We start from the raw sequence: 20,462 nt of genomic DNA on the forward strand, positions 1-20,462 counted from the left end.
TATTACTCCATCATCTTCTCAATCGGCAGCACCAGGATGGAGCTTGCGCCCAGCGCCTTCAGTTTTTCCATGGTTTCCCAGAACAGGGTTTCGCTGCTCACCATGTGCATCGCCACGCGCTGCTGATCGCCTGCCAGCGGCAGGATGGTTGGGCGCTCGGCGCCCGGCAGCAGGGCAATCACTTCATCCAGACGCTCGGTTGGGGCGTGCATCATGATGTATTTGGATTCACGTGCCTGAATCACGCCCTGAATGCGGGTCAGCAGCTTGTCGATCAGCTGCTGCTTAGCGTCAGCCATCTCTCCGTCACGCTGGATCAGGCACGCTTTGGAGCGGTAGATCACCTCCACTTCGCGCAGACCGTTCGCTTCCAGCGTCGCGCCGGTAGAGACCAGGTCACAGATGGCGTCCGCCAGACCCGCACGCGGCGCCACTTCAACAGAACCGTTCAGCAGACAGGATTTAAACTGCACGCCTTTCTGATCCAGATAGCGCTTTAGCAGGTGAGGGTAGGAGGTGGCGATACGTTTGCCGTTCAGCGCGGCCGGGCCGTCCCAGGCTTCATCAACCGGCGTCGCCAGCGACAGGCGGCAGCCGCCGAAGTCCAGACGACGCAGGGTGAAGTAACGCGGGTCTTCGCCCTGCGCGCGGCGGGTCAGCAGCTCTTCTTCCAGCACGTTTTCACCGATGATGCCGAGGTCAACGACGCCATCCATGACCAGGCCGGGAATATCGTCATCACGCACGCGGAGAATGTCGATGGGCATGTTTTCAGCCAGAGCAATCAGGCGCTGGGTGTGCAGGTTGATTTTAATCCCGCAGCGGGCCAGCAGTTCGCGTGAATCGTCACTTAAACGGCCTGATTTTTGAATAGCTATGCGTAAACGTGAGTTATCTAACATTCTTTATTCCTCGTTAACCTGTTTTAACCTGTCTGAATTCGGTCCAAAAAAAAGCCCCCGGAAGAAGATCTTCCGGGGGCTTTTTCATGCGTTCATGCACCACTGGAAGATCCAAACGTCTTCCAGCACACATCGCCTGAAAGACTAGTCAGGATGATGGTGATGATGGTGGTGTTTAAATTGAACGCGTGTCATATAAATTCTCGATGAATGCTTATTCATTTGATGTCTTTTAACCTAAACCAGTTGTGCGACATATTGCAAGGGCTTTTTTTGATCATTAATTCATTTCATATTGATGCTATGAATTGTGTGTTCTGCCGGGCTGGCGTAGCCTTATGAAAGACGAGTGAGAGTCAGGAGAATTCGCATGAAAAAGGTCGCGATTGTCGGTTTAGGATGGCTGGGAATGCCGCTGGCGATGTCATTAGCCGCGAAAGGCTGGCAGGTGACCGGGAGCAAGACCACCCGAGATGGGGTCGAAGCGGCGCGCATGTGCGGTATTGAAGGCGTTGAACTGCGTCTGGAGCCGGAACTGGTGTGTGATGCGGACGATCTGGACACGCTGATGAACGTCGATGCGCTGGTGATTACGCTACCCGCGCGGCGCAGCGGCCCGGGTGAATCATTTTATCTGCAGGCGATGCAGGAGATAGTCGACAGCGCGCTGGCGCATCACGTACCGCGCATTGTTTTTACCAGCTCGACGTCGGTCTATGGCGATGCTGAAGGCGTAGTGAAAGAGACTTCCGAGCGCCGTCCCGTTACCGCGAGCGGTCAGATCCTGAAAGAGCTGGAAGACTGGCTGCACAATCTTCCCGGCACGCAGGTCGATATCGTTCGTCTGGCGGGGCTGGTGGGCCCTGGCCGCCATCCGGGACGCTTCTTTGCCGGAAAGACTGCGCCAGACGGCCAGCATGGCGTGAATCTTGTCCATCTTGAGGATGTTATTGGCGCAATTGAGCTACTCTTACAGGCTCCGAAAGGCGGACACATCTATAATATATGTGCACCGACTCATCCGGCGCGCAGCACCTTTTACCCACTGATGGCACGTCAGCTGGGCCTGGCTCCGCCGGTCTTTGGTGAGGCAAAAGATGGCAGTAAAGGCAAAATTGTTGATGGCAATCGCATTTGTCATGAGCTGGGGTTTGAGTATCAGTATCCCGATCCGCTGGTGATGCCCATGGAATAAGTTCCGCAGCGGAGACGATCGCACACCAGAAGGGGGCGAGCATGAAACCGCTGCTGGATGTTCTTATTATTCTGGATGCACTGGAAAAAGAGGGGAGCTTTGCCGCTGCGTCGGCAAAGCTCTACAAAACCCCTTCGGCCCTGAGCTATACCGTCCAAAAACTGGAAAGCGACCTCAATATCCAGATCCTCGATCGCTCCGGGCACCGCGCACGCTTTACCCGCACCGGACAGATGCTGCTGGAAAAGGGCCGCGAAGTCCTCCATACCGTTCGTGAACTCGAAAAACAGGCCGTCAAACTGCATCAGGGATGGGAAAACGAGCTGGTGATTGGGGTGGATGACACCTTTCCGTTTTCTCTCCTGACGCCGCTGATTGAAATGTTTTACCAAAATCACAGCGTCACCCGGCTTATTTTCATCAACGGCGTGCTGGGCGGTTCCTGGGATGCCTTAACCCAGGGCAGGGCGGACATTTTTGTCGGTGCATTGCATGAGCCTCCCCAACTCAGTGAATTTGGTTTTGCCCGCCTTGGCGTGCTGGAGCAGGTATTTGCCGTGGCGCCTCATCATCCGCTGGCTCAGGAGCCCGAGCCGCTTAACCGCCGCGTGATTAAAGGCTACCGCGCGATTGTAGTGGGTGACAGCTCTCGCCCGGAATGTGCGATATCCTCGCAACTGCTTGATGAGCAGGAAGCGATTACCGTTTTCGACTTTAAAACCAAGCTTGAGCTGCAAATTAGCGGTCTGGGCTGCGGCTATTTACCCCGCTATCTGGCGCAGCGCTTTATTGACAGCGGTGCGCTTGTTGAAAAACAGGTACTTGCTCAAAACAGCCATGAATCGGTGTGGGTGGGCTGGAATGAACAGACCGCCGGGCTGGCGAGTGCCTGGTGGCGGGACGAAATTTTAGCAAATAGTGCTATCGCTGCTGTATATGCTCAGGGCAGCGTCGAGAAATCAGCCAGTTAGCAAAAAGAAAATTACCCGGTGCGTTGCAAAGTATTGCCTTTTGTATCCGATGTGGGGCAAAATGCCGCCGCTGCAACCAAATGAATAATCGACGATATAAAAGGCGTCGGTTATTTTTTTTTGCATGTACGAAACGAAACTAAAAACCAAGAGGCCGGGCTTCGTACCGGATAGATATTTACTAAAATCCGACAGTTGTTGTCGCTGAGGAAGAAAGAAATGGGGCAATTTTTCGCTTACGTGGCGGTTATCACCGTAAAGGAGAATAACTATGTCGCATAACGCAACTCCAAACACCTCTCGCGTGGAATTACGTAAAACGCTTACGTTGATTCCGGTTGTTATGATGGGCCTGGCCTATATGCAACCGATGACGCTGTTTGATACATTCGGTATCGTATCAGGCCTCACAGACGGTCATGTGCCAACGGCATATGGCTTCGCGCTGATTGCGATCCTCTTTACCGCGCTGAGCTACGGTAAACTGGTGCGTCGCTACCCGTCTGCGGGTTCCGCCTACACGTATGCCCAGAAATCCATCAGCCCGACGGTTGGCTTTATGGTGGGCTGGTCTTCGCTGCTCGACTATCTGTTCGCGCCGATGATCAACATTCTGCTGGCAAAAATCTATTTTGAAGCGCTGGTGCCGTCGATTCCCTCGTGGATGTTCGTCGTGGCGCTGGTCGCCTTTATGACGGCCTTTAACCTGCGCAGCATCAAGTCTGTCGCCAACTTTAACTCCGTTATCGTTGTGCTTCAGGTTGTCCTGATTGCGGTTATTCTTGGCATGGTGATTTACGGCGTATTCCACGGCGAAGGCGCGGGCACCCTGGCGAGCAGCAAGCCGTTCTGGTCTGGTGATGCGCATGTGATCCCGATGATTACCGGGGCAACCATTCTGTGCTTCTCCTTTACCGGTTTTGACGGGATCAGCAACCTGTCTGAAGAAACCAAAGATGCAGAGCGCGTGATTCCTCGTGCCATCTTCCTGACGGCGCTGATTGGCGGTCTGATCTTTATTTTCTCGACCTATTTCCTGCAGCTGTACTTCCCGGATATCTCTCGCTTCAAGGATCCGGATGCGTCTCAGCCGGAAATTATGCTGTACGTGGCGGGTAAAGCGTTCCAGGTCGGCGCGCTGATCTTCTCCACCATCACCGTACTGGCGTCCGGTATGGCCGCGCATGCAGGCGTTGCGCGTCTGATGTACGTAATGGGCCGCGATGGCGTATTCCCGAAAAGCTTCTTCGGCTACGTGCATCCAACCTGGCGTACCCCGGCGATGAACATTATCCTGGTCGGTGCGATCGCGCTTCTGGCGATTAACTTTGACCTGGTGATGGCAACGGCGCTGATTAACTTCGGTGCGCTGGTGGCGTTCACCTTTGTTAACCTGTCGGTTATCTCTCAGTTCTGGATCCGTGAAAAGCGTAACAAGACGCTGAAAGATCACTTCCAGTATCTGTTCCTGCCGATGTGCGGTGCCCTGACCGTGGGCGCGCTGTGGGTTAACCTGGAAGAGAGCTCAATGGTGCTTGGCCTGATTTGGGCGGGTATCGGTCTGGTTTACCTGGCCTGCGTCACGAAGAGCTTCCGTAACCCGGTTCCGCAGTACGAAGACGTCGCGTAAGACTGTGTCGGGTGGCGGCTATGCCTTACCCGACCTCCATAACCCATAGGCCCGCGTAAGCGCCGCGCCAACGGGCAAAAAAAAGCCGGAGACATCGCCTCCGGCTTTTTTATACCTATCGATCAAACTATCTCTTGCGCGTACTGGAACAGGGATTTCAGCAGCGCCTGTTTTTCAGCATTCCCTTCATACTGGCCGTAGAGCATCTCCAGCTCCTGTGCATAGCTGTGCAGGTACTCTGGCGTAAACACGTTGCGACGATGCTGCAGCCAGCGTTCCTGCTCGGCTTCATCCAGCGTGCCGGGGTAATTACGCGCGCGGTAGTTAAACATCAGCTTTTCGATGCGCTTATCGGCGAAGGTGATATCCAGCGCCGGTAAGTTACGCGGCTCTGTTTGCAGAACGATATTCATGGCCGCGCGATCGGCATCGCTGAAGAAACCGTTATAGAGTTGGGCGTCCACGTTTTCAGACGGCACGAACGGCTCGGCTTCAGCAAAAATGGCCACGACTTTCTCGCGCACCTGCGGATTTTCACGCAGCACTTTGAGATTATCGAGGCAGTGCTGGCGGTTAATGCCCAGCCTGTCAGCATCTTCCGGGCGCAGCGTATTCGCCTGCGCCAGTACTGGACATTTATTGATATGCACCAGTTTGACCGGCACCGCCGGCAGATCGCCGAGCTCGTTTTTCGGGGTATAAAGCCGTTCGCGCAGGGTATCGCTGTCGAGTTCGAGCAGCGGTGAAATATCGCCCGCCAGGTCCACCATGATGACCGCATTACGGTTGTCCGGATGCCAGGCCAGCGGCGCAACCCAGCTGGTATTGCCGCGCCAGGCGCCAAACATGCCGGAAATATGCACCAGGGGTTTCATCTGCGGTACGTCGATAAGGGTCATAAGCTTCTGCTTGCTGCGATGGCTCAGCAGATACTCAAACAGCCGGGGCTGTGCGCTTTTCACCAGCTTTGCCATGGCAATGGTGGCATAGACGTCCGCCATCGCGTCGTGGGCATTGCTGTGCTCGATACCGTTGGCGCGCGTCAGGTGTTCCAGCCGGAAGCTTGTCAGACCTTCCTCATTTTCCGGCCAGTGAATGCCCTCAGGACGCAGGGCGTAGCAGGCGCGCATGATGTCGAGTAAATCCCAGCGTGAATTGCGGTTCTGCCAGCTCCAGGCGTAGGGATCGTAGAAGTTGCGATAGAAGATGTTGCGCGTCACTTCGTCATCGAAGCGGATGTTGTTGTAACCGACCACGCAGGTATTGGGAACGGTAAACAGGTCGTGGATGCGTCGGGCGAATTCTGCCTCGTTAACGCCTTTTTCCCGCGCTTCCTGCGGGGTGATCCCGGTGACCATCACCGCGCCGGGCTGCGGCAGGTAATCATCCGCCGGCTTGCAGTAAAAGACCTCTGGCTCGCCGATGATGTTGAATTCGTCGTCGGTACGGATGGCGGCAAACTGCGCCGGTCGGTCCAGCGCCGGATGCGTGCCAAAGGTTTCGTAGTCGTGGAACAAAAAAGTCGGGCGAGCGGCAGAGTCAGACACCAGTAATACCATCCTGTTAAAAAATGACGTCACTATGGTAAACGATCGTGCGGGTCAGACCGAATAAAAAGCACCGCCGCGTCGCAAATTTGCGCGCCAGCTTCAGAGAAAAATCTGCGTTCTGTCACATTTTTTTGCAATTAAGCCAGGTAACGACATCAGAACTCCCGTAAAAAGGTCATCGATTTTTAATGACCTGAGGATATACCGTTGAAACGCCGTCTGTTTATTGCTGTTTCTTTACTCGCTTCGAGTGTCTCATCTGCTTTTGCGGCCGAACCACTGGATTTTTCGCCGCAGCCTCCGGCCATTCAGGCTGGCTCCTGGGTGCTGATGGATTACACGACTGGTCAGATTTTAACGGCGGGCAACGAACATCAACAACGTAATCCGGCGAGCCTGACCAAGCTGATGACGGGTTATGTGGTGGATCGGGCCATTGATAGCCACCGCATTACCCCGGATGACATCGTCACCGTAGGGCGTGATGCCTGGGCAAAAGGGAACCCGGTGTTTGACGGTTCATCGCTGATGTTCCTGAAGGAGGGCGATCGCGTCACCGTGCGCGATCTGAGCCGCGGCCTGATTGTCGATTCCGGCAACGACGCCTGCGTGGCGCTGGCCGATCACGTGGCGGGCGGGCAGCCGCAGTTCGTGAAGATGATGAACGACTATGTGCAGAAGCTGAACCTGCGTGATACCCACTTCGAAACCGTCCACGGGCTGGACGCGCCGGGCCAGCATAGCTCGGCGTATGACCTGGCCGTTCTCTCCCGGGCCATTATCCACGGTGAGCCCGAGTTTTATCATATGTACAGCGAAAAGAGTCTGACCTGGAACGGGATCACCCAGCAGAACCGTAACGGCCTGCTGTGGGATAAGACCATGAACGTAGACGGGCTGAAAACGGGGCATACCTCGGGGGCCGGCTTTAACCTGATTGCATCCGCCGTTGACGGTCAGCGTCGTTTGATAGCCGTTGTAATGGGAGCGGACAGCCCGAAAGGGCGTGAGGACCAGGCCCGAAAACTGCTGCACTGGGGGCAGCAGAATTTCGATACGGTGCAGATCCTGCATAACGGAAAAAAAGTGGGAACGGAGCGCATCTGGTACGGCGACAAGGAGCAGGTAAAACTGGGCACCGACCAGGACTTCTGGCTGGCCTTGCCGAAAGCGGAGGTGCCCAATATCAAAGCCAAATACGTGCTGGATAAAAAAGAGCTGGAAGCGCCGATTGCCGCGCATCAGCGTGTCGGGGAGATCCAGCTTTACGATCGCGACAAGGTGGTAGCCCACTGGCCGCTGGTCACGCTGGAAGCCGTTGATAAAGGCGGCCTGTTCTCTCGTCTGAGCGATTATCTGCATCACACGCTTTAACCGCCGATGAGCAGACTGGCAGGGTTGCGAGTCTGCTCACATAATAAACACTCCTCGTTTGCTGATAATGATAATCCAGTTTTATAGTGTATAAATATACAGTGATAAACGGAGGCAGCATGGACTACAGCATTACGCAGCAACAGAAACGTAAGATTGCCGGTTTTCATTTGGTCGGTCCGTGGGAACACACGGTAAAACAGGGCTTTGAACAGCTGGTCATGTGGGTCGACGGGCGTCACATTGAGCCGCTGGAGTGGGTGGCGGTCTACTACGATAACCCGGATGAAGTCCCGGCCGAAAAACTGCGCTGCGATACGGCCGTTACCGTACCGGACGATTTTGTGATCCCGGAAAACAGCGAAGGCGTCATGATGACGGAAATCGCGGGCGGTGATTATGCCGTGGCGACGGCGCGTGTGGAAAACTACGACTTTGCCACGCCGTGGTATCAGTTCTTCAATTCCCTGCTGCAGGACAATAAGTATCAGATGGCGCTCAAACCCTGCTTCGAGCGCTACCTGAATGATGGCAACGCGGACGGCTACTGGGATATTGAAATGTATATCGCGGTAGAGCACAAACCGGTTTAGGCCTGCTGAATAAAGGGTTTTTCAGCCGGGACCGTTCCGCCCGGCTGAAAACACAGTACAATTGTGATTTGCCGTGTAGCTGGAGAGCGGGTGTGCGTCCCGACAAATCATTAACCCCTTTTGAAATTCGGTTGTATAAACACTACCGTGTGGTGCACGGGTGTCGCATCGCGCTGGCATTCGTATTGACGTTTGTACTGGTCCGCTTGCTGGAGGTTCCGGAAGGGACGTGGCCGCTGATCACGCTGGTGGTGGTGATGGGGCCCATCTCGTTTTGGGGCAACGTTGTCCCGCGCGCCTTCGAGCGTATTGGCGGGACCGTGTTAGGTTCGGCCCTGGGGCTAATCGCCCTGAAGCTGGAGCTTATCTCGTTCCCGGTCATGCTGATATGGTGCGGTGCCGCCATGTTCCTGTGCGGCTGGCTGGCGTTGGGCAAGCGTCCTTATCAGGCGCTGCTGATTGGTATCACGCTTGCGGTGGTGGTCGGCGCACCCGCCGGCGATATGACCACGGCGCTGTGGCGAAGCGGGGATGTCATTCTGGGTTCACTGCTCGCCATGCTGTTTACCGGCATCTGGCCGCAGCGGGCTTTTCTGCACTGGCGTATCCAGATGGCCAACTATGTCACCGCGTTTAACCGCGTCTATCAGGCCGGTTTTTCCCCTAATCTGGTTGAACGCCCCCGGCTGGAAAAGCATCTGCAAACCATCCTCAACGACGTGGTCAAAATGCGCGGCCTGATCACGCCCGCCAGCAAAGAGACCCATATTCAGAAAGCGATTTTCGAAGCCATCCAGACGGTAAGCCGCAACCTGGTCTGCATGCTTGAACTGCAAATCAACGCGCACTGGGCCTCTCGCCCGAGCCATCTGTTGATGCTTAACGCGCAGACCCTCAAAGAGACCCAGCAGATGACGCAGCAAACGCTGTTGACCATCGCTCATGCGCTCTACGAAGGTAACCCGCAGCCGATACTGGCAAACAGCGAGCGGCTGAATGAGATCGTTGCGGAGCTGAAGCAGTTAATCAATGAGCGGCAGGGCGATAACGTGGCGGAAACGCCCATTCATGGCTATGTCTGGCTGAGTATGGAACTGGCGCGACAGCTTGAGCTGCTATCGCATCTGATTTGTCGAGCGCTGCGCAAATAAAACGCGGATGTGACGCCTGCTGCTTCGATTCAGCAGCAATTGGGGTTATGATAGGTTTAAACGATATACTCATTGTCATTCGCAGCCGCTGTCAGTAAGGTTATTGTTACAACGGTTGCTTTAACGAATCCGAATCTCACATTATCAGGGGTGTAAAAATGGAAACTACCAAGCCTTCGTTCCAGGATGTTCTGGAATTCGTCCGCCTGTTCCGCCGCAAAAACAAGCTGCAGCGTGAAATCCAGGACGTTGAGAAGAAGATCCGTGACAACCAGAAACGTGTTCTGCTGCTCGACAACCTGAGCGACTATATCAAGCCAGGCATGAGCGTTGAAGCTATTCAGGGCATCATCGCCAGCATGAAGAGCGACTATGAAGACCGTGTTGATGATTACATCATCAAAAATGCTGAACTGTCCAAAGAGCGTCGCGACATCTCTAAGAAGCTGAAAGTGATGGGCGAAATCAAAAACGGCGAAGCAAAAAGCGAGTAATCGCAGCGAATCGTGAAAAAGGCTCTCTGGTGACAGAGAGCCTTTTTTTATGACTCAGAATGTGGCTGTAGCTGATAAATCCAGGCTTGAACCTGCTTGCCTTCAGTGGTGGTCACCGTGACCTCAACCCGGTCATAGCCGTCTTCAAACTCATCCAGCATTTGCCAGTGTGCGGAAAGGTTATCAGAGATAAACAGATAGCCTTCGACGCGCGGTCCATCGGAGTGGAGGACAATCCCGGGAAAGTCCGCCGCCGCACCCCAGCCGCGCTCGTAGAACGTACCGGAGACGAAACCGGCCAGCCATTCACCGCCGATGTTTTCAAGGATATGCGCATTAGAATGGCCCGGGCGCAGCGTGCCGTAGACAAACAGAGCGTTCATTTTCCCTCATCCGCAAAGCAAAAAGCCTGCTTTAAAAGCAGGCTTTTTAAATTTGGCTCCTCTGACTGGGATCGCCTTTGCCATTAACTGGCTAATAAATAAGCTAATACGGAACTCACTTTCTGTCAAGACCACCAGAATGACCACCATTAGATAGGATATTGTCTGACCTGAGAATTTTAAGTGATCTGGCTATGCTGTACATGAAATAGCCTAGATTTTTACGCTTCTGTACTTGTAATTTGTAGCAAAATGTGTAAAAAAATTTCTATTTGGATGGAACTAGATGGTGACTTCAAGAGTGAAAGGGCAACCTCAGACTAGGCGTAAGACTGAGGTTCCAGGTCAGGCACTAGGCTACAGCCTTCAATTCACACGACTCACGCACATGCTGCTTCAAGCGCCGGAGGGAAGTGTGTGCAGTTTAGAACTTCTTGATGATGTAGCTCAAGAGGATGGAATTGGCGGTGTTAAACTCGTTCAAAGTAAAAGTGCCCTAACTGCTAATCCTGTGGCTGATCGAGCAAAATCACTTTGGAAAACGCTCTCAAATTGGGTTGAGCTTATTGCATCGCCAGGGTTCGATGTGAATAAAGCCATTTTCGAGCTTTATGTTTCTCGTCCTGTTGAAGGGCTAATCGTTAATAGTTTCGCCAACGCGAACACTCAGGAAAGCGCTCGGGTAGCTATCGCACAAGCTCGCACTGCATTATGGGGTAATGCTCCTCACTTTGATTTTAGAAAAGATATCTCAGCAGAAATTGCGCCATATATTGAAAAAGTATTTACAGCAGACCCTGATCTTGTAGAACGACTCATTTGCAATTTTCAATTGACGCATGGTAGTGGCAGTCCTCAGGCAGACCTTGAGGCGCTAGTTCGAAGTCATCCAGTATCCCCATCTAAGGTCTGCGATATTTGCAATCACCTTTGCGGGCAGGTCAAGCGTCATATTGATATGCTATTAGAGGCCGGTCAGCCAGCAGTTATTGCACGTAATGACTTTCATATCTGGTATACATCGTTCGTCCAAAAAATTGATCGACAAACGGTCCTTTCGAGTCGCGCTCAGGCACCATCAGAGGAGGTCTCACGAGAATATCTTCCCGATAACTTCGTTAAACAAATGGACATCATAGGGTTGTCATACGAGGAGATGCTCGGAGCTGTCAACGATTATTTAATGGCCTCATTTGACCGCACCGATTGGGCTGTAAGAGGTGAAGTTGATGAAAGTTCTTTTGACGATCTTGATGAGATTCTGACACGCTCATGGAAGAATAAACAGAGAGCCTGTCGGTTGAATCATAGAGAAAAGTCTGAACAGGACCAAGGCCAAATTTTATATTCAGACTGCATGCAGTTTGCTGTGCCGGTTCAGTCAATGTCACCTCCTGGATACTTCATCCCAGGCTGTTTCCACATGCTGGCCGATGATTTCGTCGTAGGATGGCATCCTGGCTATGAGACTAAACTAAAGGGCAAGAAGGTGGCGTAAGATATGCTGGCTAGAGAAGTCCAAAATGTTCAGAATCCTGCATTAGGTGCTACGCTCGTCTGGCGTTTTTGTTGTGGCTATGTCGAGGCTCATCGTGTAGATGCTTCACCGCCTCTTCCTTTACTCTTTTTCGTGCTCCCTATCATTTTGCATCAAGCAACCTCAGAGTTTGTGAAGCGCACTTATAAAAGCTCGGGTCTACGGGCATTTGCGGCAAAGTTTGGGGATTCCTCAGTGTCCAAACAGGATTTATTGCTTCAAGTGCAAGAACGATCAATTCGTTGGCGTAAGCTCAGCTTGCAATCCATTGAACTTGCAGTCGCTGGACAACTGATCATTCTCCAAGATACAGGCGAGGTAATTCCACTTTCGAGAACCAAGGCAAGGGGTTTGCCCGACGAGGTGAAGCAACTTATAGATTTGGCGGAAAAACTTGGTGCATGGTGCGGTGAACTTACCATGCATGAGGTTTTGACAACGTTGAAGGTGAAACTCTAATGTATTTCCAAATTCGAGGTATTGTGCTTTGGCCGCGAAACAAAAAATTCAAACCTCGCACGTTGCGGTTTGAGCTTGGTAAGGTCAACGTCATTAGTGGGGCTTCGCGCACGGGTAAATCAGCTGTTATTCCCATCATAGATTATTGTCTCGGTGCCAGTACTTGCTCAATTCCTGTGAATACCATTCGTAAATACTGTGAATGGTTTGGCATTGTTGTGGCGACTGAGCAGGGTGATAAGCTCTTGGCTCGAAAGGAACCAGGAGCTCAGCGTAGCACCAATGATATGTTCCTGCTGGAAGCAAAGGAAATAAACAAGATCCCCCACCATCTTAGTAAAAATACTAATGTAGTAGCAGTTAAGAGACTACTTGATGACCTCGCCAATTTGCCTAATCTTGACTTTTCTGGTGGGGAAGACTCCTCGGGGTTCGATGGTCGTCCCGCGTTCCGAGATTTAGCTGCATTCACATTCCAGCCGCAGAATGTAGTTGCCAACCCGGATGTTCTATTTTTTAAGGCTAACACTTACGAGCACCGAGAGAAGTTAAGGAAGATCTTCCCCTACATACTTGGCGCAATCACATCGGCTTTGATGGCCAAGCAGTTCGAGTTGAACAGAACTCGCCAGCTTCTACGCCGCAAAGAGCGAGAACTCAGAAATGCTCAGGATGTCTCCGCACGGTGGCTTGCCGATTTAAGATCTAAGTACAGTGAAGCACAGGAGCTTGGTTTGGTTCCCAAGCTGGAGGGAGAGATATCACGAAACCAAATGATTGAACATCTTGAAGAAATAATCGTCCGCACAGACCTAACTTTGGCTGTTAGCACATTAACGATTTCGGATGCGCTACGCGAGTTAAATAATCTAGAAAGTGAAGAGCGGGTTGTTTCGCGCGAACTCACTACGCTTCGTCATCGTCTGGAAGAAATGAATCGAATGCGAGCGGGTGTTCAGCAGTATCATTCGGCATTATCAATGCAGAGAGATCGTCTTCAACTGTCGAGTTGGCTGGTTTCACATTCAAGCGATGAGATGGACTGCCCCATGTGCGGCAGCCACACTGACTCAGCGAAACGAAAACTGCAGGTTCTGGCTCAGCGACTGGAAGAGGTAGAGAGTGCTGCGAATATCGACAAGGACAAGGAAGTGCCAGCAGCCTTCGATCGGGAGTTGCAGCGCGTCACATTAGAAGTTGATAGCACCACCGAACGATTGAGATCCGTGCAGGTCCGTAAAAGAGCGTTGACGAGTAGATCGAAGGAAGCCAGTGATCAGCAATTTTCTGTGAAACGTACCGAGCGATTTATAGGCAACATCGAATCGTCATTGGATCTACATCGTAAACTGGGCAATGACAGTGAACTTGTCGAAGAAGTGCGAGTGCTCAAGCAAGCTGTGCAGACATTAGAAGTTGAACTCCACGAGCAAGATATTGAAACTCGTAAACATAAAGCACTGCGAGTTATCAACAAAAATGCTGGGAAACTTCTACCCTTTCTTGATGTAGAGAATCCCCATGATCCGATCTCATTAGAAATCAACGATTTAACTATTAAAGTTCATGGAGTTGAGCGCGATGATTATCTTTCAGAGATAGGAAGTGGCTCGAATTGGCTTTCCTATCACTTGGCAGTGTTGCTCTCACTTCATCAATTCTTTCTAGGACAATTAGGCAGTCCTGTACCGGGATTTCTTGTGCTTGATCAACCTAGCCAAGTTTACTTCCCCAAGCCCATATCACATCAGGATATAGTTTTAGAAGAAGAACCCAAGGTTCGTGATGAAGACGTGGAAGCTATACGCAAGGCTTTCGAAGTTATGGGCAGTGTTGTACTTCAGGGGAATGGAAATCTTCAACTTTTAGTCCTGGATCATGCATCGCGCGCAGTATGGGGAAATATTGATGGGGTTGTTGGCCTGCCCGAGTGGCGTGATGGAGTCAAGCTTGTTCCAATGGAATGGCTTTCTGAGAATAAATGAAAATATTCGTATTGGTAAGAAAAAATATGATTCAAATGAATAGATAAGTCTTACTATCTTTCTGTGGTTAGAGATATTTGACAAGTTTTTATTTATCACATGAATCTTTTTCGATAATTAGTTCCACTATAAAATGGAGTTGAAAATGTTTGAATTGTGTATTTTTGATTTAGATAATACTTTGATACATACAGATGATTTGAAAGAAATAAGAGAGAGCCTTGCTAATAATGATGATGAGGGTATTCTAGACGATTTATCAGAAGCCCTTGAGGAAGATGGGGATAGAATCATATATTCTCAGGATCTTATACAAGAAATAATTTCTAGACATCCTAACATCTTCTTGGTTATTTTTACTAGGTCACCACGTAGTTATACCGAAGCAGTTTTAGCGTGGGCATACCCTGAGATAGAATGGGATATGCTGGTTTGCTACGAGGATGTGAGGCCAACGAAACCATATGGGGAAGGAATTCATTATGCTATGAAGGAATTTGATATTGACGATCTTGAGCGAGTTATAATGATTGGTGATACAGATGTCGATATAAAAGCTGCTTACAATGCCGGTTGTTTTGCAGTGCTTGATAAAAGTGGTTGGCCATACAAGTATGCACAAGGACATTGGAATGCACTTGGTTTAATTCCTGATGCAATTATAAATAGTCCTGAGATAATATTAGATGTTTTAGATGAACCATGTAAATTCTTACCAAGTTTAGAATGTTTATTATCTTCTGATTACATCATTTCTGAAAGATTTGACAAACTTAATCATTTTATACCAAAAGCTATTGGTGGGGATACAACCACTTTCCCTATATATTCAGCTGGTAGAAATTTTTCAAATTATGAATCGCTTAGTTACAAAAGGTATGAACATTCACTTACTAATTCGATAGAGAATAACAAAAGCTCTACCAACTTTCCTGCGCAGTGGATCAGTAGTCTCAGAGAATTTCTTCGTACTGAATGTGCAGGCTTTTTTTGGGCGACAACGACAATAATTACCTGTGTTCCTCATCGGCCTGGGCGTGTTCCTCGCTTAGAGCACCTACTTAATCAATTAATGATTTCACTAGCAAATGATCCAATTGAACACTGTAATGTTATACTGGTACCAGATCTATTAGCCTACCGTGATGGAGTTCGTTCGCAGCATGGTGAGCATTTGAGCCACGGGGACCGATTTATGAACGTCAGAGATCATTTGATTACTGGTAATGTATCTAAACTGGCTTTGGCTGATAAAGTGCTTGTAGTTGACGATGTGGTCACAACAGGAGCATCGTTAATATATGCATCTAAATATCTAAAAGATGCAGGGGCTAGGAATGTTATACTATTTGCTTTAGCTAAAAATATAAGTGATATCTTAAGATGAACAACAATTTAACAGGAATCATTACTCCTTCTACAAAGTTATTACTTACACTCTCGATGATTAAAGGAGTAGGTCCAGTTCTACTTAAAAAAGCAGCATCTTTATTTTCATTTTCAAATATTTCATCAATAGATGAACTGTCAAGAACTGATGCGAAATTTTCTTCGTTAGTCAACAATGCAGAAAATTTTTTGTTGGCAAAGGAAAAGGCTGAAAAGCAAATTGAATATGCGGATAAATATTCTTTCCGAATAATATCTGTATTGGATGATGATTATCCAAATTTATTGTCCGAAACAAAGGATGATCCTTGCTTATTGTATGTTCAGGGACGTTTATTTAATTATCCTGATAATTCCGTTGCTATCATCGGAACTAGAGAGCCGACTCATCATGGAAAGCTGATTACGGAAAGGATAACGAAATTCTTTGTAGAAAAGAATTGGAGTATTGTGAGTGGATTAGCATTAGGCTGCGATGGTATTGCCCATGAAACTGCATTAAATTGTAATGGGCATACTATTGCTGTCTTGGCTCATGGTTTACAAACTATCGCACCTTCTCGCCATAAAAAATTGGCCTATAGAATAGTTGAAGAAGGAGGTGCGTTGATAACTGAATATCCATTTGGACAAGAAATACAAAGACAACAATACGTAAAGCGAGATCGCATTCAGGCAGGCATGGCTCGTGGCGTTGTTATGATTCAGTCTGACATAAAGGGGGGAAGCTTACATGCCTCAAGAGCATCTTTGGATTATAACCGATGGCTTGCAGTACCATATCCAACAAAAGATGATGTCGAAAGAAATGAACCTAAAACTCAAGCTAACTTACTAATAGCAAATGGGTCCGATTCTGATAAAGTCAAAATTCTTAATTTTGATAAAACTAAGTTGGAAAATATTATCGTTTTGAATGGCAAAAATGATTATAATAAATTAATAGATGGTTTTTATTTGGAGAGAAATTCCAGAAATGCTCCATCTGTAATTGATATGTTTGATTCTCTTATTAAATCAGATGAATCTCAATTCGAAGCAGATAATGGTTACGTTTTACAGGAAAGTAACCGGCCCGATAATAAGACAATGATCCTCGATATAGCATCAGATATTTCCATTCAAACAGGAAAATCATCTCAGAATAACTCTGTAGAAACAGACGAGGTGAAGAATTCAAAAGTTGGGAAACTGATGGTATCCAGTGATTTTACTTTTGATTTTAATTCAGCATTGAAAAAAATAACCGTTAAAAATGAAAAGTTAATGACAAAGTTAGATAAGCAAGATGAAAAATTACAGCTTATTAAACTACGGTTGAAAATCATTGTCAGGAATTTAAAGTTGTTGCATGGAAATAAATTCCATGAGGAAAAAGAAACTGTTAACATTCTAAAAAACAAATTGATAATCGAAAGTGTTCTTGTCCATATGCTAAAGGTTATAATTCTTTGTAATTTTGAAGATTCTGAAGCTGACGACATAGTTCCGTTAAAAGGTAAAATTGAAAATATTTTGTTCAATTTTCCAGATTCAATTGTTTTCTGTGATGTTAATTTTCAGTCAGATGATAGTTGTAACCTTTTTGATAATCATAGATTGGTTAAAGTGTTAGAAGAATTTAATCGGTTAGTCTTATCATGAATGTGTTTCCAGGAGGGGTTACCCTCCTGCTAACATTGAATTTCAAAAAAGTGGTTTTTTGTGAGATAGTTATTCCAGTTTTTGATTGACATTCGTTTTTTTTAAAATTTCAATATCCTTTTTTTGTATTATAATAAAAATCCCTTGGTTTTTTAAATATGAAAATACCTTGGCTTTCAATATCTCACATAGATATTGTATGCAGTTATTAATTCTTATGCCATTTACACCAAGGTTTTATTTTTCATATGAGGTGTGAATTTTATATTTCCCATGCAGGTGGTGAAAGTTATTTAGCCCTGCTGTATTAAAGTTTCAGGGCTGTTTTTTGGATTGTCATAATTTAATTTGTTTTTAATTCATCTTTAGCTAGTGAGTCGTAGAGAATTTTCGTTAGAGGAGACTCAAGATAGTCATCACTTAATAATTTTATGAAATGTTTTTGAGATTCTTTAGTCTTGATAATTAGCTTTCTACCATCCTCACTAACAATTAATACTGTAGATAAGTAAGTATGATGACTAACATAATGGATGATTACTGGGACATCAATTTTTCCTAAAACAGGGGAATGTTTTGAGATTTTGGCAAGTTTTCTTGAGAAAGAGATTTCTTTTGCGCTTTTTTCAAGGTGAGAAAGGTCATCAATTAATGATGACGACCTTAAAGATTCCAGAGCGACAGTCGCCTGAGCTTCAATAACTTGGTGGAATTGCATTGTAACTTCGAGAGTTTTCTGGTTTTTTATTAAAAAATCATTATCCAGGAGAACAAGGTCGTAGTTGTAATCCAATCTAAATACTTGATTTGGTAACTCTTTCAAGTAACCATCCGAATCAGGTATCAAGTTGAATAATTTACGGCTTTGTTCAAACACGGTAAGGTTGGTTTTGTTTTTATACAAAGATAGACACTTATTATTTCCACGTAATTGAATTATTATCCCTTTAACATCGGTAAATTTATTCCTCAAATCATAAAAATCCTGCGAGTTAGGGGGGATGGCTGTAGCACTTTTAATAAATCCAAATTCTTTAGGTTGTTCCTCATAATCAAATTTAAATAGAGCATTCTTTCTATCATCAAAATTTGATAAGAGAGGTATGGTCAAATCATCATTTTCTATCATATCCTCTTCAATTTTTCTTTTAAATCCTTCAACAATTTTCGGCAGAGCCCCTGCTTCAATTTTTGATAATTTTAAAGAATAACTATCCTCAATCTTCACAACGAAAATAATTCTGATGCCAGTAAAATTATCGAAGATATCAGAAACTTCACGCTTAAGAATTTCAGGAGTCATTGTTTTTTCCTTGCTATGAAAACATAATCATCTAAAAAACTGTAAAAGACCTTGTCGTTAACAGCCAAAATATCAGTGGATATTGCAATAACATTTTTAACTTCAACGCTTCCTGTATAAGAAACATTAACTCTATATAATTTGTATCCAAAAAGGGCTAGCGTAGGGTTTGCATAATATTTATCCGTTTTAATGAAGATTAAACCAATGATTATTACTAACAAAAGATAAGCAATATTTTTCTGAATGTCATCGAAACTGAACCCCATAAAAGGAACTATATACGTAGCTAAAAAAGTTAAACTTTCATAATTCTCACTTTGGCAGGATGTTATTGTAACAGTGTCAGCATTGTTGATTTTAATTAATGAGCGAAACCTCTTATAAAAATAGCATGCTAAGAAAATAAAAAAGAAACATATTATTGGTATTACATTGTCGATGGCTAATTTATAAAAACCTATAAATTCACATGAGTCACCATAACACATCGGAATTTTTGCACTTAAGATGATAATAAAAACAAACAACAGCATTAAAGATAGTATGTACAACCCTATCTTATTAAATGTGCCTTTGCTTTTCATTTTTCATCCTCCAATTTAAAACATAATAATTAAAAATCTCTTAACTGAATACAAAAATCATACACTATGATACTGGTTATTTGTACAGTTAATTTTGAGTGTTTTTTGTTTCACCACTGCGGAGTAAGGGCCGCTACGTCCGGCTATGCAGGGTCAGGTTTTTTCTCCTGTGCGCTTTTCGTTCCTGTATCGGCTTCCGGTTAATCGTTTCCCAACACAACCCGTCCCGCAAGGGTAAATGGCACGCATGCTGCGCCCTTGCGGGACAGAACGATGCCGGGAAAGCGAACCGTCAGGCGATACGAAGACGAAAATCACACACTGACGGAGAAAAAACATGACGATTTCCCTGCACACCACCCGGACAAGCGCCCCTAACACCGCAGCAGCGACCAGCGTATCCCCGCTGGAGCAGTCAGGCTCCTTAAAAACGAAATTGTCTAAAACCAGAACGGACATTTATCAGACCGTTACCGACAACATCATTGCAGCACTTGAAGCCGGTGTAAAACCGTGGTCCTGTCCGTGGCAACGCGTATCGGGCGTGTCTGGTCTGCCATCGAATTTCGCCACCCGAGCAGCCTACAGCGGTATGAATATCATGCTGTTATGGTGCAGCGCATCTAAACAGGGTTTCAGCGATTCCCGCTGGATGACCTACAAACAGACACAGGCAGCAGGTGGACAGGTTCGCAAGGGTGAGCATGGAACAACAGCCATTTTCTACACCACACTCGAAAAGGAAAACGACGCCGGAGACGTTGAACAAATCCCGATGCTGAAAACCTTTACCGTGTTTAACGTTCAGCAAATCGACGGTTTGCCCCTGACAACTGAAACGGTCAGTCCGGAAGCAACCTTTGGCCCGTTGCCGCAGGCTGAAAACCTGCTCAGGAAGAGCGGCGCAAACATCATCGAGAAAGGACAAAACGCCTTTTTCAGCCCTTCAACGGATGAAGTCTGGTTACCGGAGCGCCATCTATTTTCGGATGCGGCTAACTTCTACGCTACCGGTCTGCATGAGCTGGTTCACTGGAGCGGGGGTAAAAAACGCCTGAACCGTGAAATGAAAGGGAAGTTTGGCAGTGCGGATTATGCAGAGGAAGAACTTGTCGCGGAGCTGGGAAGTGCCTTTCTGATGGCTGATCTTGGCATTAAGGGAGAGGTACAACATGAAAGCTATATTGCTTCCTGGCTGAAAGCGCTGAAAAACGACAAGCGTTATATTTTCAAAGCGGTCAGCGCCGCCTCTAAAGCGCATTCTTATCTGATGGATAAACTCTGAGGACGGAGCCAGACAACTGCAAGGGAATGC

Annotated in this window: 20 protein-coding genes and 1 other annotated feature; of the genes, 14 read left to right on the plus strand and 6 right to left on the minus strand. The window is 47.4% G+C overall.

The window, feature by feature from the left end; genetic code table 11:
• Nucleotides 1-2: 2 nt before the first annotated feature.
• Nucleotides 3-902, minus strand: a complete 900-nt coding sequence (hisG, locus tag LLF79_RS02525; RefSeq protein WP_000886595.1) for an ATP phosphoribosyltransferase — start codon at nucleotides 900-902, stop codon at nucleotides 3-5.
• 45 nt (nucleotides 903-947) lie between these two features.
• Nucleotides 948-1,071 (minus strand) — a sequence feature (His leader region).
• Entirely contained in the window at nucleotides 1,047-1,097 is a 51-nt protein-coding gene (gene hisL / locus LLF79_RS02530) for a his operon leader peptide (RefSeq protein WP_001364200.1), read from the minus strand. Its footprint overlaps the feature before it by 25 nt.
• A 175-nt stretch (nucleotides 1,098-1,272) precedes the next feature.
• On the opposite strand from hisL, the gene LLF79_RS02535 reads away from it, so the two are divergent.
• The 4 genes from LLF79_RS02535 (at nucleotide 1,273) to plaP (ending at nucleotide 4,698) form a co-directional block, all read left to right on the plus strand.
• Complete coding sequence (locus LLF79_RS02535) at nucleotides 1,273-2,097, plus strand: SDR family oxidoreductase (RefSeq protein ID WP_069598518.1); 825 nt, start codon at nucleotides 1,273-1,275, stop codon at nucleotides 2,095-2,097.
• A gap of 41 nt (nucleotides 2,098-2,138) precedes the next feature.
• Complete coding sequence (locus LLF79_RS02540) at nucleotides 2,139-3,068, plus strand: LysR substrate-binding domain-containing protein (protein ID WP_227879063.1); 930 nt, start codon at nucleotides 2,139-2,141, stop codon at nucleotides 3,066-3,068.
• A 219-nt stretch (nucleotides 3,069-3,287) separates the two neighbouring features.
• On the plus strand, nucleotides 3,288-3,350 hold the full coding sequence (gene yoeI, locus LLF79_RS02545) for a membrane protein YoeI (protein WP_099458931.1): 63 nt from the start codon (nucleotides 3,288-3,290) through the stop codon (nucleotides 3,348-3,350).
• Nucleotides 3,340-4,698, plus strand: coding sequence for a putrescine/proton symporter PlaP (gene plaP / locus LLF79_RS02550; RefSeq protein WP_008499462.1), 1,359 nt, complete (start codon nucleotides 3,340-3,342; stop codon nucleotides 4,696-4,698). The genes yoeI and plaP overlap by 11 nt, the downstream gene beginning before the upstream one ends.
• A 122-nt stretch (nucleotides 4,699-4,820) precedes the next feature.
• On the opposite strand, the gene sbcB is transcribed toward plaP, so the two are convergent.
• Nucleotides 4,821-6,257, minus strand: a complete 1,437-nt coding sequence (gene sbcB / locus LLF79_RS02555) for an exodeoxyribonuclease I (RefSeq protein ID WP_369750702.1) — start codon at nucleotides 6,255-6,257, stop codon at nucleotides 4,821-4,823.
• Nucleotides 6,258-6,455: 198 nt separating this feature from the next.
• On the opposite strand from sbcB, the gene dacD reads away from it, so the two are divergent.
• The 4 genes from dacD to LLF79_RS02575 all read left to right on the plus strand — a co-directional run bounded on the left by dacD (nucleotide 6,456) and on the right by LLF79_RS02575 (nucleotide 9,860).
• Nucleotides 6,456-7,622: a serine-type D-Ala-D-Ala carboxypeptidase DacD gene (gene dacD / locus LLF79_RS02560; protein ID WP_008499464.1), complete on the plus strand. Its 1,167-nt coding sequence runs from the start codon at nucleotides 6,456-6,458 to the stop codon at nucleotides 7,620-7,622.
• Between the two features lie 119 nt (nucleotides 7,623-7,741).
• Nucleotides 7,742-8,215 (plus strand): DNA gyrase inhibitor SbmC, encoded by a 474-nt coding sequence (gene sbmC / locus LLF79_RS02565; protein ID WP_008499465.1) that lies wholly within the window; start codon nucleotides 7,742-7,744, stop codon nucleotides 8,213-8,215.
• A gap of 92 nt (nucleotides 8,216-8,307) precedes the next feature.
• Nucleotides 8,308-9,366 (plus strand): FUSC family protein, encoded by a 1,059-nt coding sequence (locus LLF79_RS02570; protein ID WP_008499466.1) that lies wholly within the window; start codon nucleotides 8,308-8,310, stop codon nucleotides 9,364-9,366.
• A gap of 158 nt (nucleotides 9,367-9,524) precedes the next feature.
• Nucleotides 9,525-9,860 carry a DUF496 family protein gene (locus tag LLF79_RS02575; RefSeq protein WP_008499467.1) on the plus strand — a complete coding sequence of 112 codons (336 nt, stop codon included), beginning with the start codon at nucleotides 9,525-9,527 and terminating at the stop codon, nucleotides 9,858-9,860.
• A 47-nt stretch (nucleotides 9,861-9,907) separates the two neighbouring features.
• Here the strand turns inward: LLF79_RS02575 and LLF79_RS02580 are convergent, their stop codons facing one another.
• The gene (locus tag LLF79_RS02580; protein ID WP_008499468.1) at nucleotides 9,908-10,243 is read right to left on the minus strand and encodes a gamma-glutamylcyclotransferase family protein; all 336 of its coding nucleotides are present in this window, start codon (nucleotides 10,241-10,243) and stop codon (nucleotides 9,908-9,910) included.
• Nucleotides 10,244-10,631: 388 nt separating this feature from the next.
• On the opposite strand from LLF79_RS02580, the gene LLF79_RS02585 reads away from it, so the two are divergent.
• The 5 genes from LLF79_RS02585 to LLF79_RS02605 all read left to right on the plus strand — a co-directional run bounded on the left by LLF79_RS02585 (nucleotide 10,632) and on the right by LLF79_RS02605 (nucleotide 17,257).
• Complete coding sequence (locus LLF79_RS02585) at nucleotides 10,632-11,741, plus strand: ABC-three component system protein (RefSeq protein ID WP_227879064.1); 1,110 nt, start codon at nucleotides 10,632-10,634, stop codon at nucleotides 11,739-11,741.
• Between the two features lie 3 nt (nucleotides 11,742-11,744).
• The gene (locus LLF79_RS02590) at nucleotides 11,745-12,239 is read left to right on the plus strand and encodes a three component ABC system middle component (protein ID WP_000881071.1); all 495 of its coding nucleotides are present in this window, start codon (nucleotides 11,745-11,747) and stop codon (nucleotides 12,237-12,239) included.
• Complete coding sequence (locus tag LLF79_RS02595) at nucleotides 12,239-14,224, plus strand: DUF3732 domain-containing protein (RefSeq protein ID WP_227879065.1); 1,986 nt, start codon at nucleotides 12,239-12,241, stop codon at nucleotides 14,222-14,224. The genes LLF79_RS02590 and LLF79_RS02595 overlap by 1 nt, the downstream gene beginning before the upstream one ends.
• Nucleotides 14,225-14,369: 145 nt before the next feature.
• Nucleotides 14,370-15,611, plus strand: a complete 1,242-nt coding sequence (locus LLF79_RS02600; RefSeq protein WP_227879066.1) for an HAD-IA family hydrolase — start codon at nucleotides 14,370-14,372, stop codon at nucleotides 15,609-15,611.
• Nucleotides 15,608-17,257, plus strand: a complete 1,650-nt coding sequence (locus LLF79_RS02605; RefSeq protein ID WP_227879067.1) for a DNA-processing protein DprA — start codon at nucleotides 15,608-15,610, stop codon at nucleotides 17,255-17,257. Before LLF79_RS02600 ends, LLF79_RS02605 begins: the two co-directional genes overlap by 4 nt.
• Nucleotides 17,258-17,600: 343 nt before the next feature.
• On the opposite strand, the gene kwaB is transcribed toward LLF79_RS02605, so the two are convergent.
• Nucleotides 17,601-18,560 carry an anti-phage protein KwaB gene (kwaB, locus tag LLF79_RS02610; RefSeq protein WP_142430819.1) on the minus strand — a complete coding sequence of 320 codons (960 nt, stop codon included), beginning with the start codon at nucleotides 18,558-18,560 and terminating at the stop codon, nucleotides 17,601-17,603.
• Nucleotides 18,557-19,147 carry an anti-phage protein KwaA gene (gene kwaA / locus LLF79_RS02615; protein WP_142430820.1) on the minus strand — a complete coding sequence of 197 codons (591 nt, stop codon included), beginning with the start codon at nucleotides 19,145-19,147 and terminating at the stop codon, nucleotides 18,557-18,559. The genes kwaB and kwaA overlap by 4 nt, the downstream gene beginning before the upstream one ends.
• A 337-nt stretch (nucleotides 19,148-19,484) precedes the next feature.
• On the opposite strand from kwaA, the gene LLF79_RS02620 reads away from it, so the two are divergent.
• On the plus strand, nucleotides 19,485-20,432 hold the full coding sequence (locus LLF79_RS02620; protein WP_227879068.1) for an ArdC family protein: 948 nt from the start codon (nucleotides 19,485-19,487) through the stop codon (nucleotides 20,430-20,432).
• Nucleotides 20,433-20,462: the final 30 nt, after the last annotated feature.

Source organism: Enterobacter cloacae complex sp. 2021EL-01169 (assembly GCF_020733125.1).
Classification (GTDB): Bacteria; Pseudomonadota; Gammaproteobacteria; order Enterobacterales; family Enterobacteriaceae; genus Enterobacter; species Enterobacter roggenkampii.

Bases quoted from the DNA above. Each gene is read 5' to 3' on its own strand.
- hisG (WP_000886595.1), bottom strand. From the start codon at position 902: ATGTTAGATAACTCACGTTTACGCATAGCTATTCAAAAATCAGGCCGT.
- LLF79_RS02620 (WP_227879068.1), top strand. From the start codon at position 19,485: ATGACGATTTCCCTGCACACCACCCGGACAAGCGCCCCTAACACCGCA.
- kwaB (WP_142430819.1), bottom strand. From the start codon at position 18,560: ATGACTCCTGAAATTCTTAAGCGTGAAGTTTCTGATATCTTCGATAAT.
- plaP (WP_008499462.1), top strand. From the start codon at position 3,340: ATGTCGCATAACGCAACTCCAAACACCTCTCGCGTGGAATTACGTAAA.
- LLF79_RS02535 (WP_069598518.1), top strand. From the start codon at position 1,273: ATGAAAAAGGTCGCGATTGTCGGTTTAGGATGGCTGGGAATGCCGCTG.
- LLF79_RS02605 (WP_227879067.1), top strand. From the start codon at position 15,608: ATGAACAACAATTTAACAGGAATCATTACTCCTTCTACAAAGTTATTA.
- LLF79_RS02600 (WP_227879066.1), top strand. From the start codon at position 14,370: ATGTTTGAATTGTGTATTTTTGATTTAGATAATACTTTGATACATACA.
- LLF79_RS02580 (WP_008499468.1), bottom strand. From the start codon at position 10,243: ATGAACGCTCTGTTTGTCTACGGCACGCTGCGCCCGGGCCATTCTAAT.
- LLF79_RS02540 (WP_227879063.1), top strand. From the start codon at position 2,139: ATGAAACCGCTGCTGGATGTTCTTATTATTCTGGATGCACTGGAAAAA.
- LLF79_RS02590 (WP_000881071.1), top strand. From the start codon at position 11,745: ATGCTGGCTAGAGAAGTCCAAAATGTTCAGAATCCTGCATTAGGTGCT.
- LLF79_RS02595 (WP_227879065.1), top strand. From the start codon at position 12,239: ATGTATTTCCAAATTCGAGGTATTGTGCTTTGGCCGCGAAACAAAAAA.
- sbcB (WP_369750702.1), bottom strand. From the start codon at position 6,257: ATGGTATTACTGGTGTCTGACTCTGCCGCTCGCCCGACTTTTTTGTTC.
- kwaA (WP_142430820.1), bottom strand. From the start codon at position 19,147: ATGAAAAGCAAAGGCACATTTAATAAGATAGGGTTGTACATACTATCT.
- sbmC (WP_008499465.1), top strand. From the start codon at position 7,742: ATGGACTACAGCATTACGCAGCAACAGAAACGTAAGATTGCCGGTTTT.
- LLF79_RS02585 (WP_227879064.1), top strand. From the start codon at position 10,632: ATGCTGCTTCAAGCGCCGGAGGGAAGTGTGTGCAGTTTAGAACTTCTT.
- LLF79_RS02575 (WP_008499467.1), top strand. From the start codon at position 9,525: ATGGAAACTACCAAGCCTTCGTTCCAGGATGTTCTGGAATTCGTCCGC.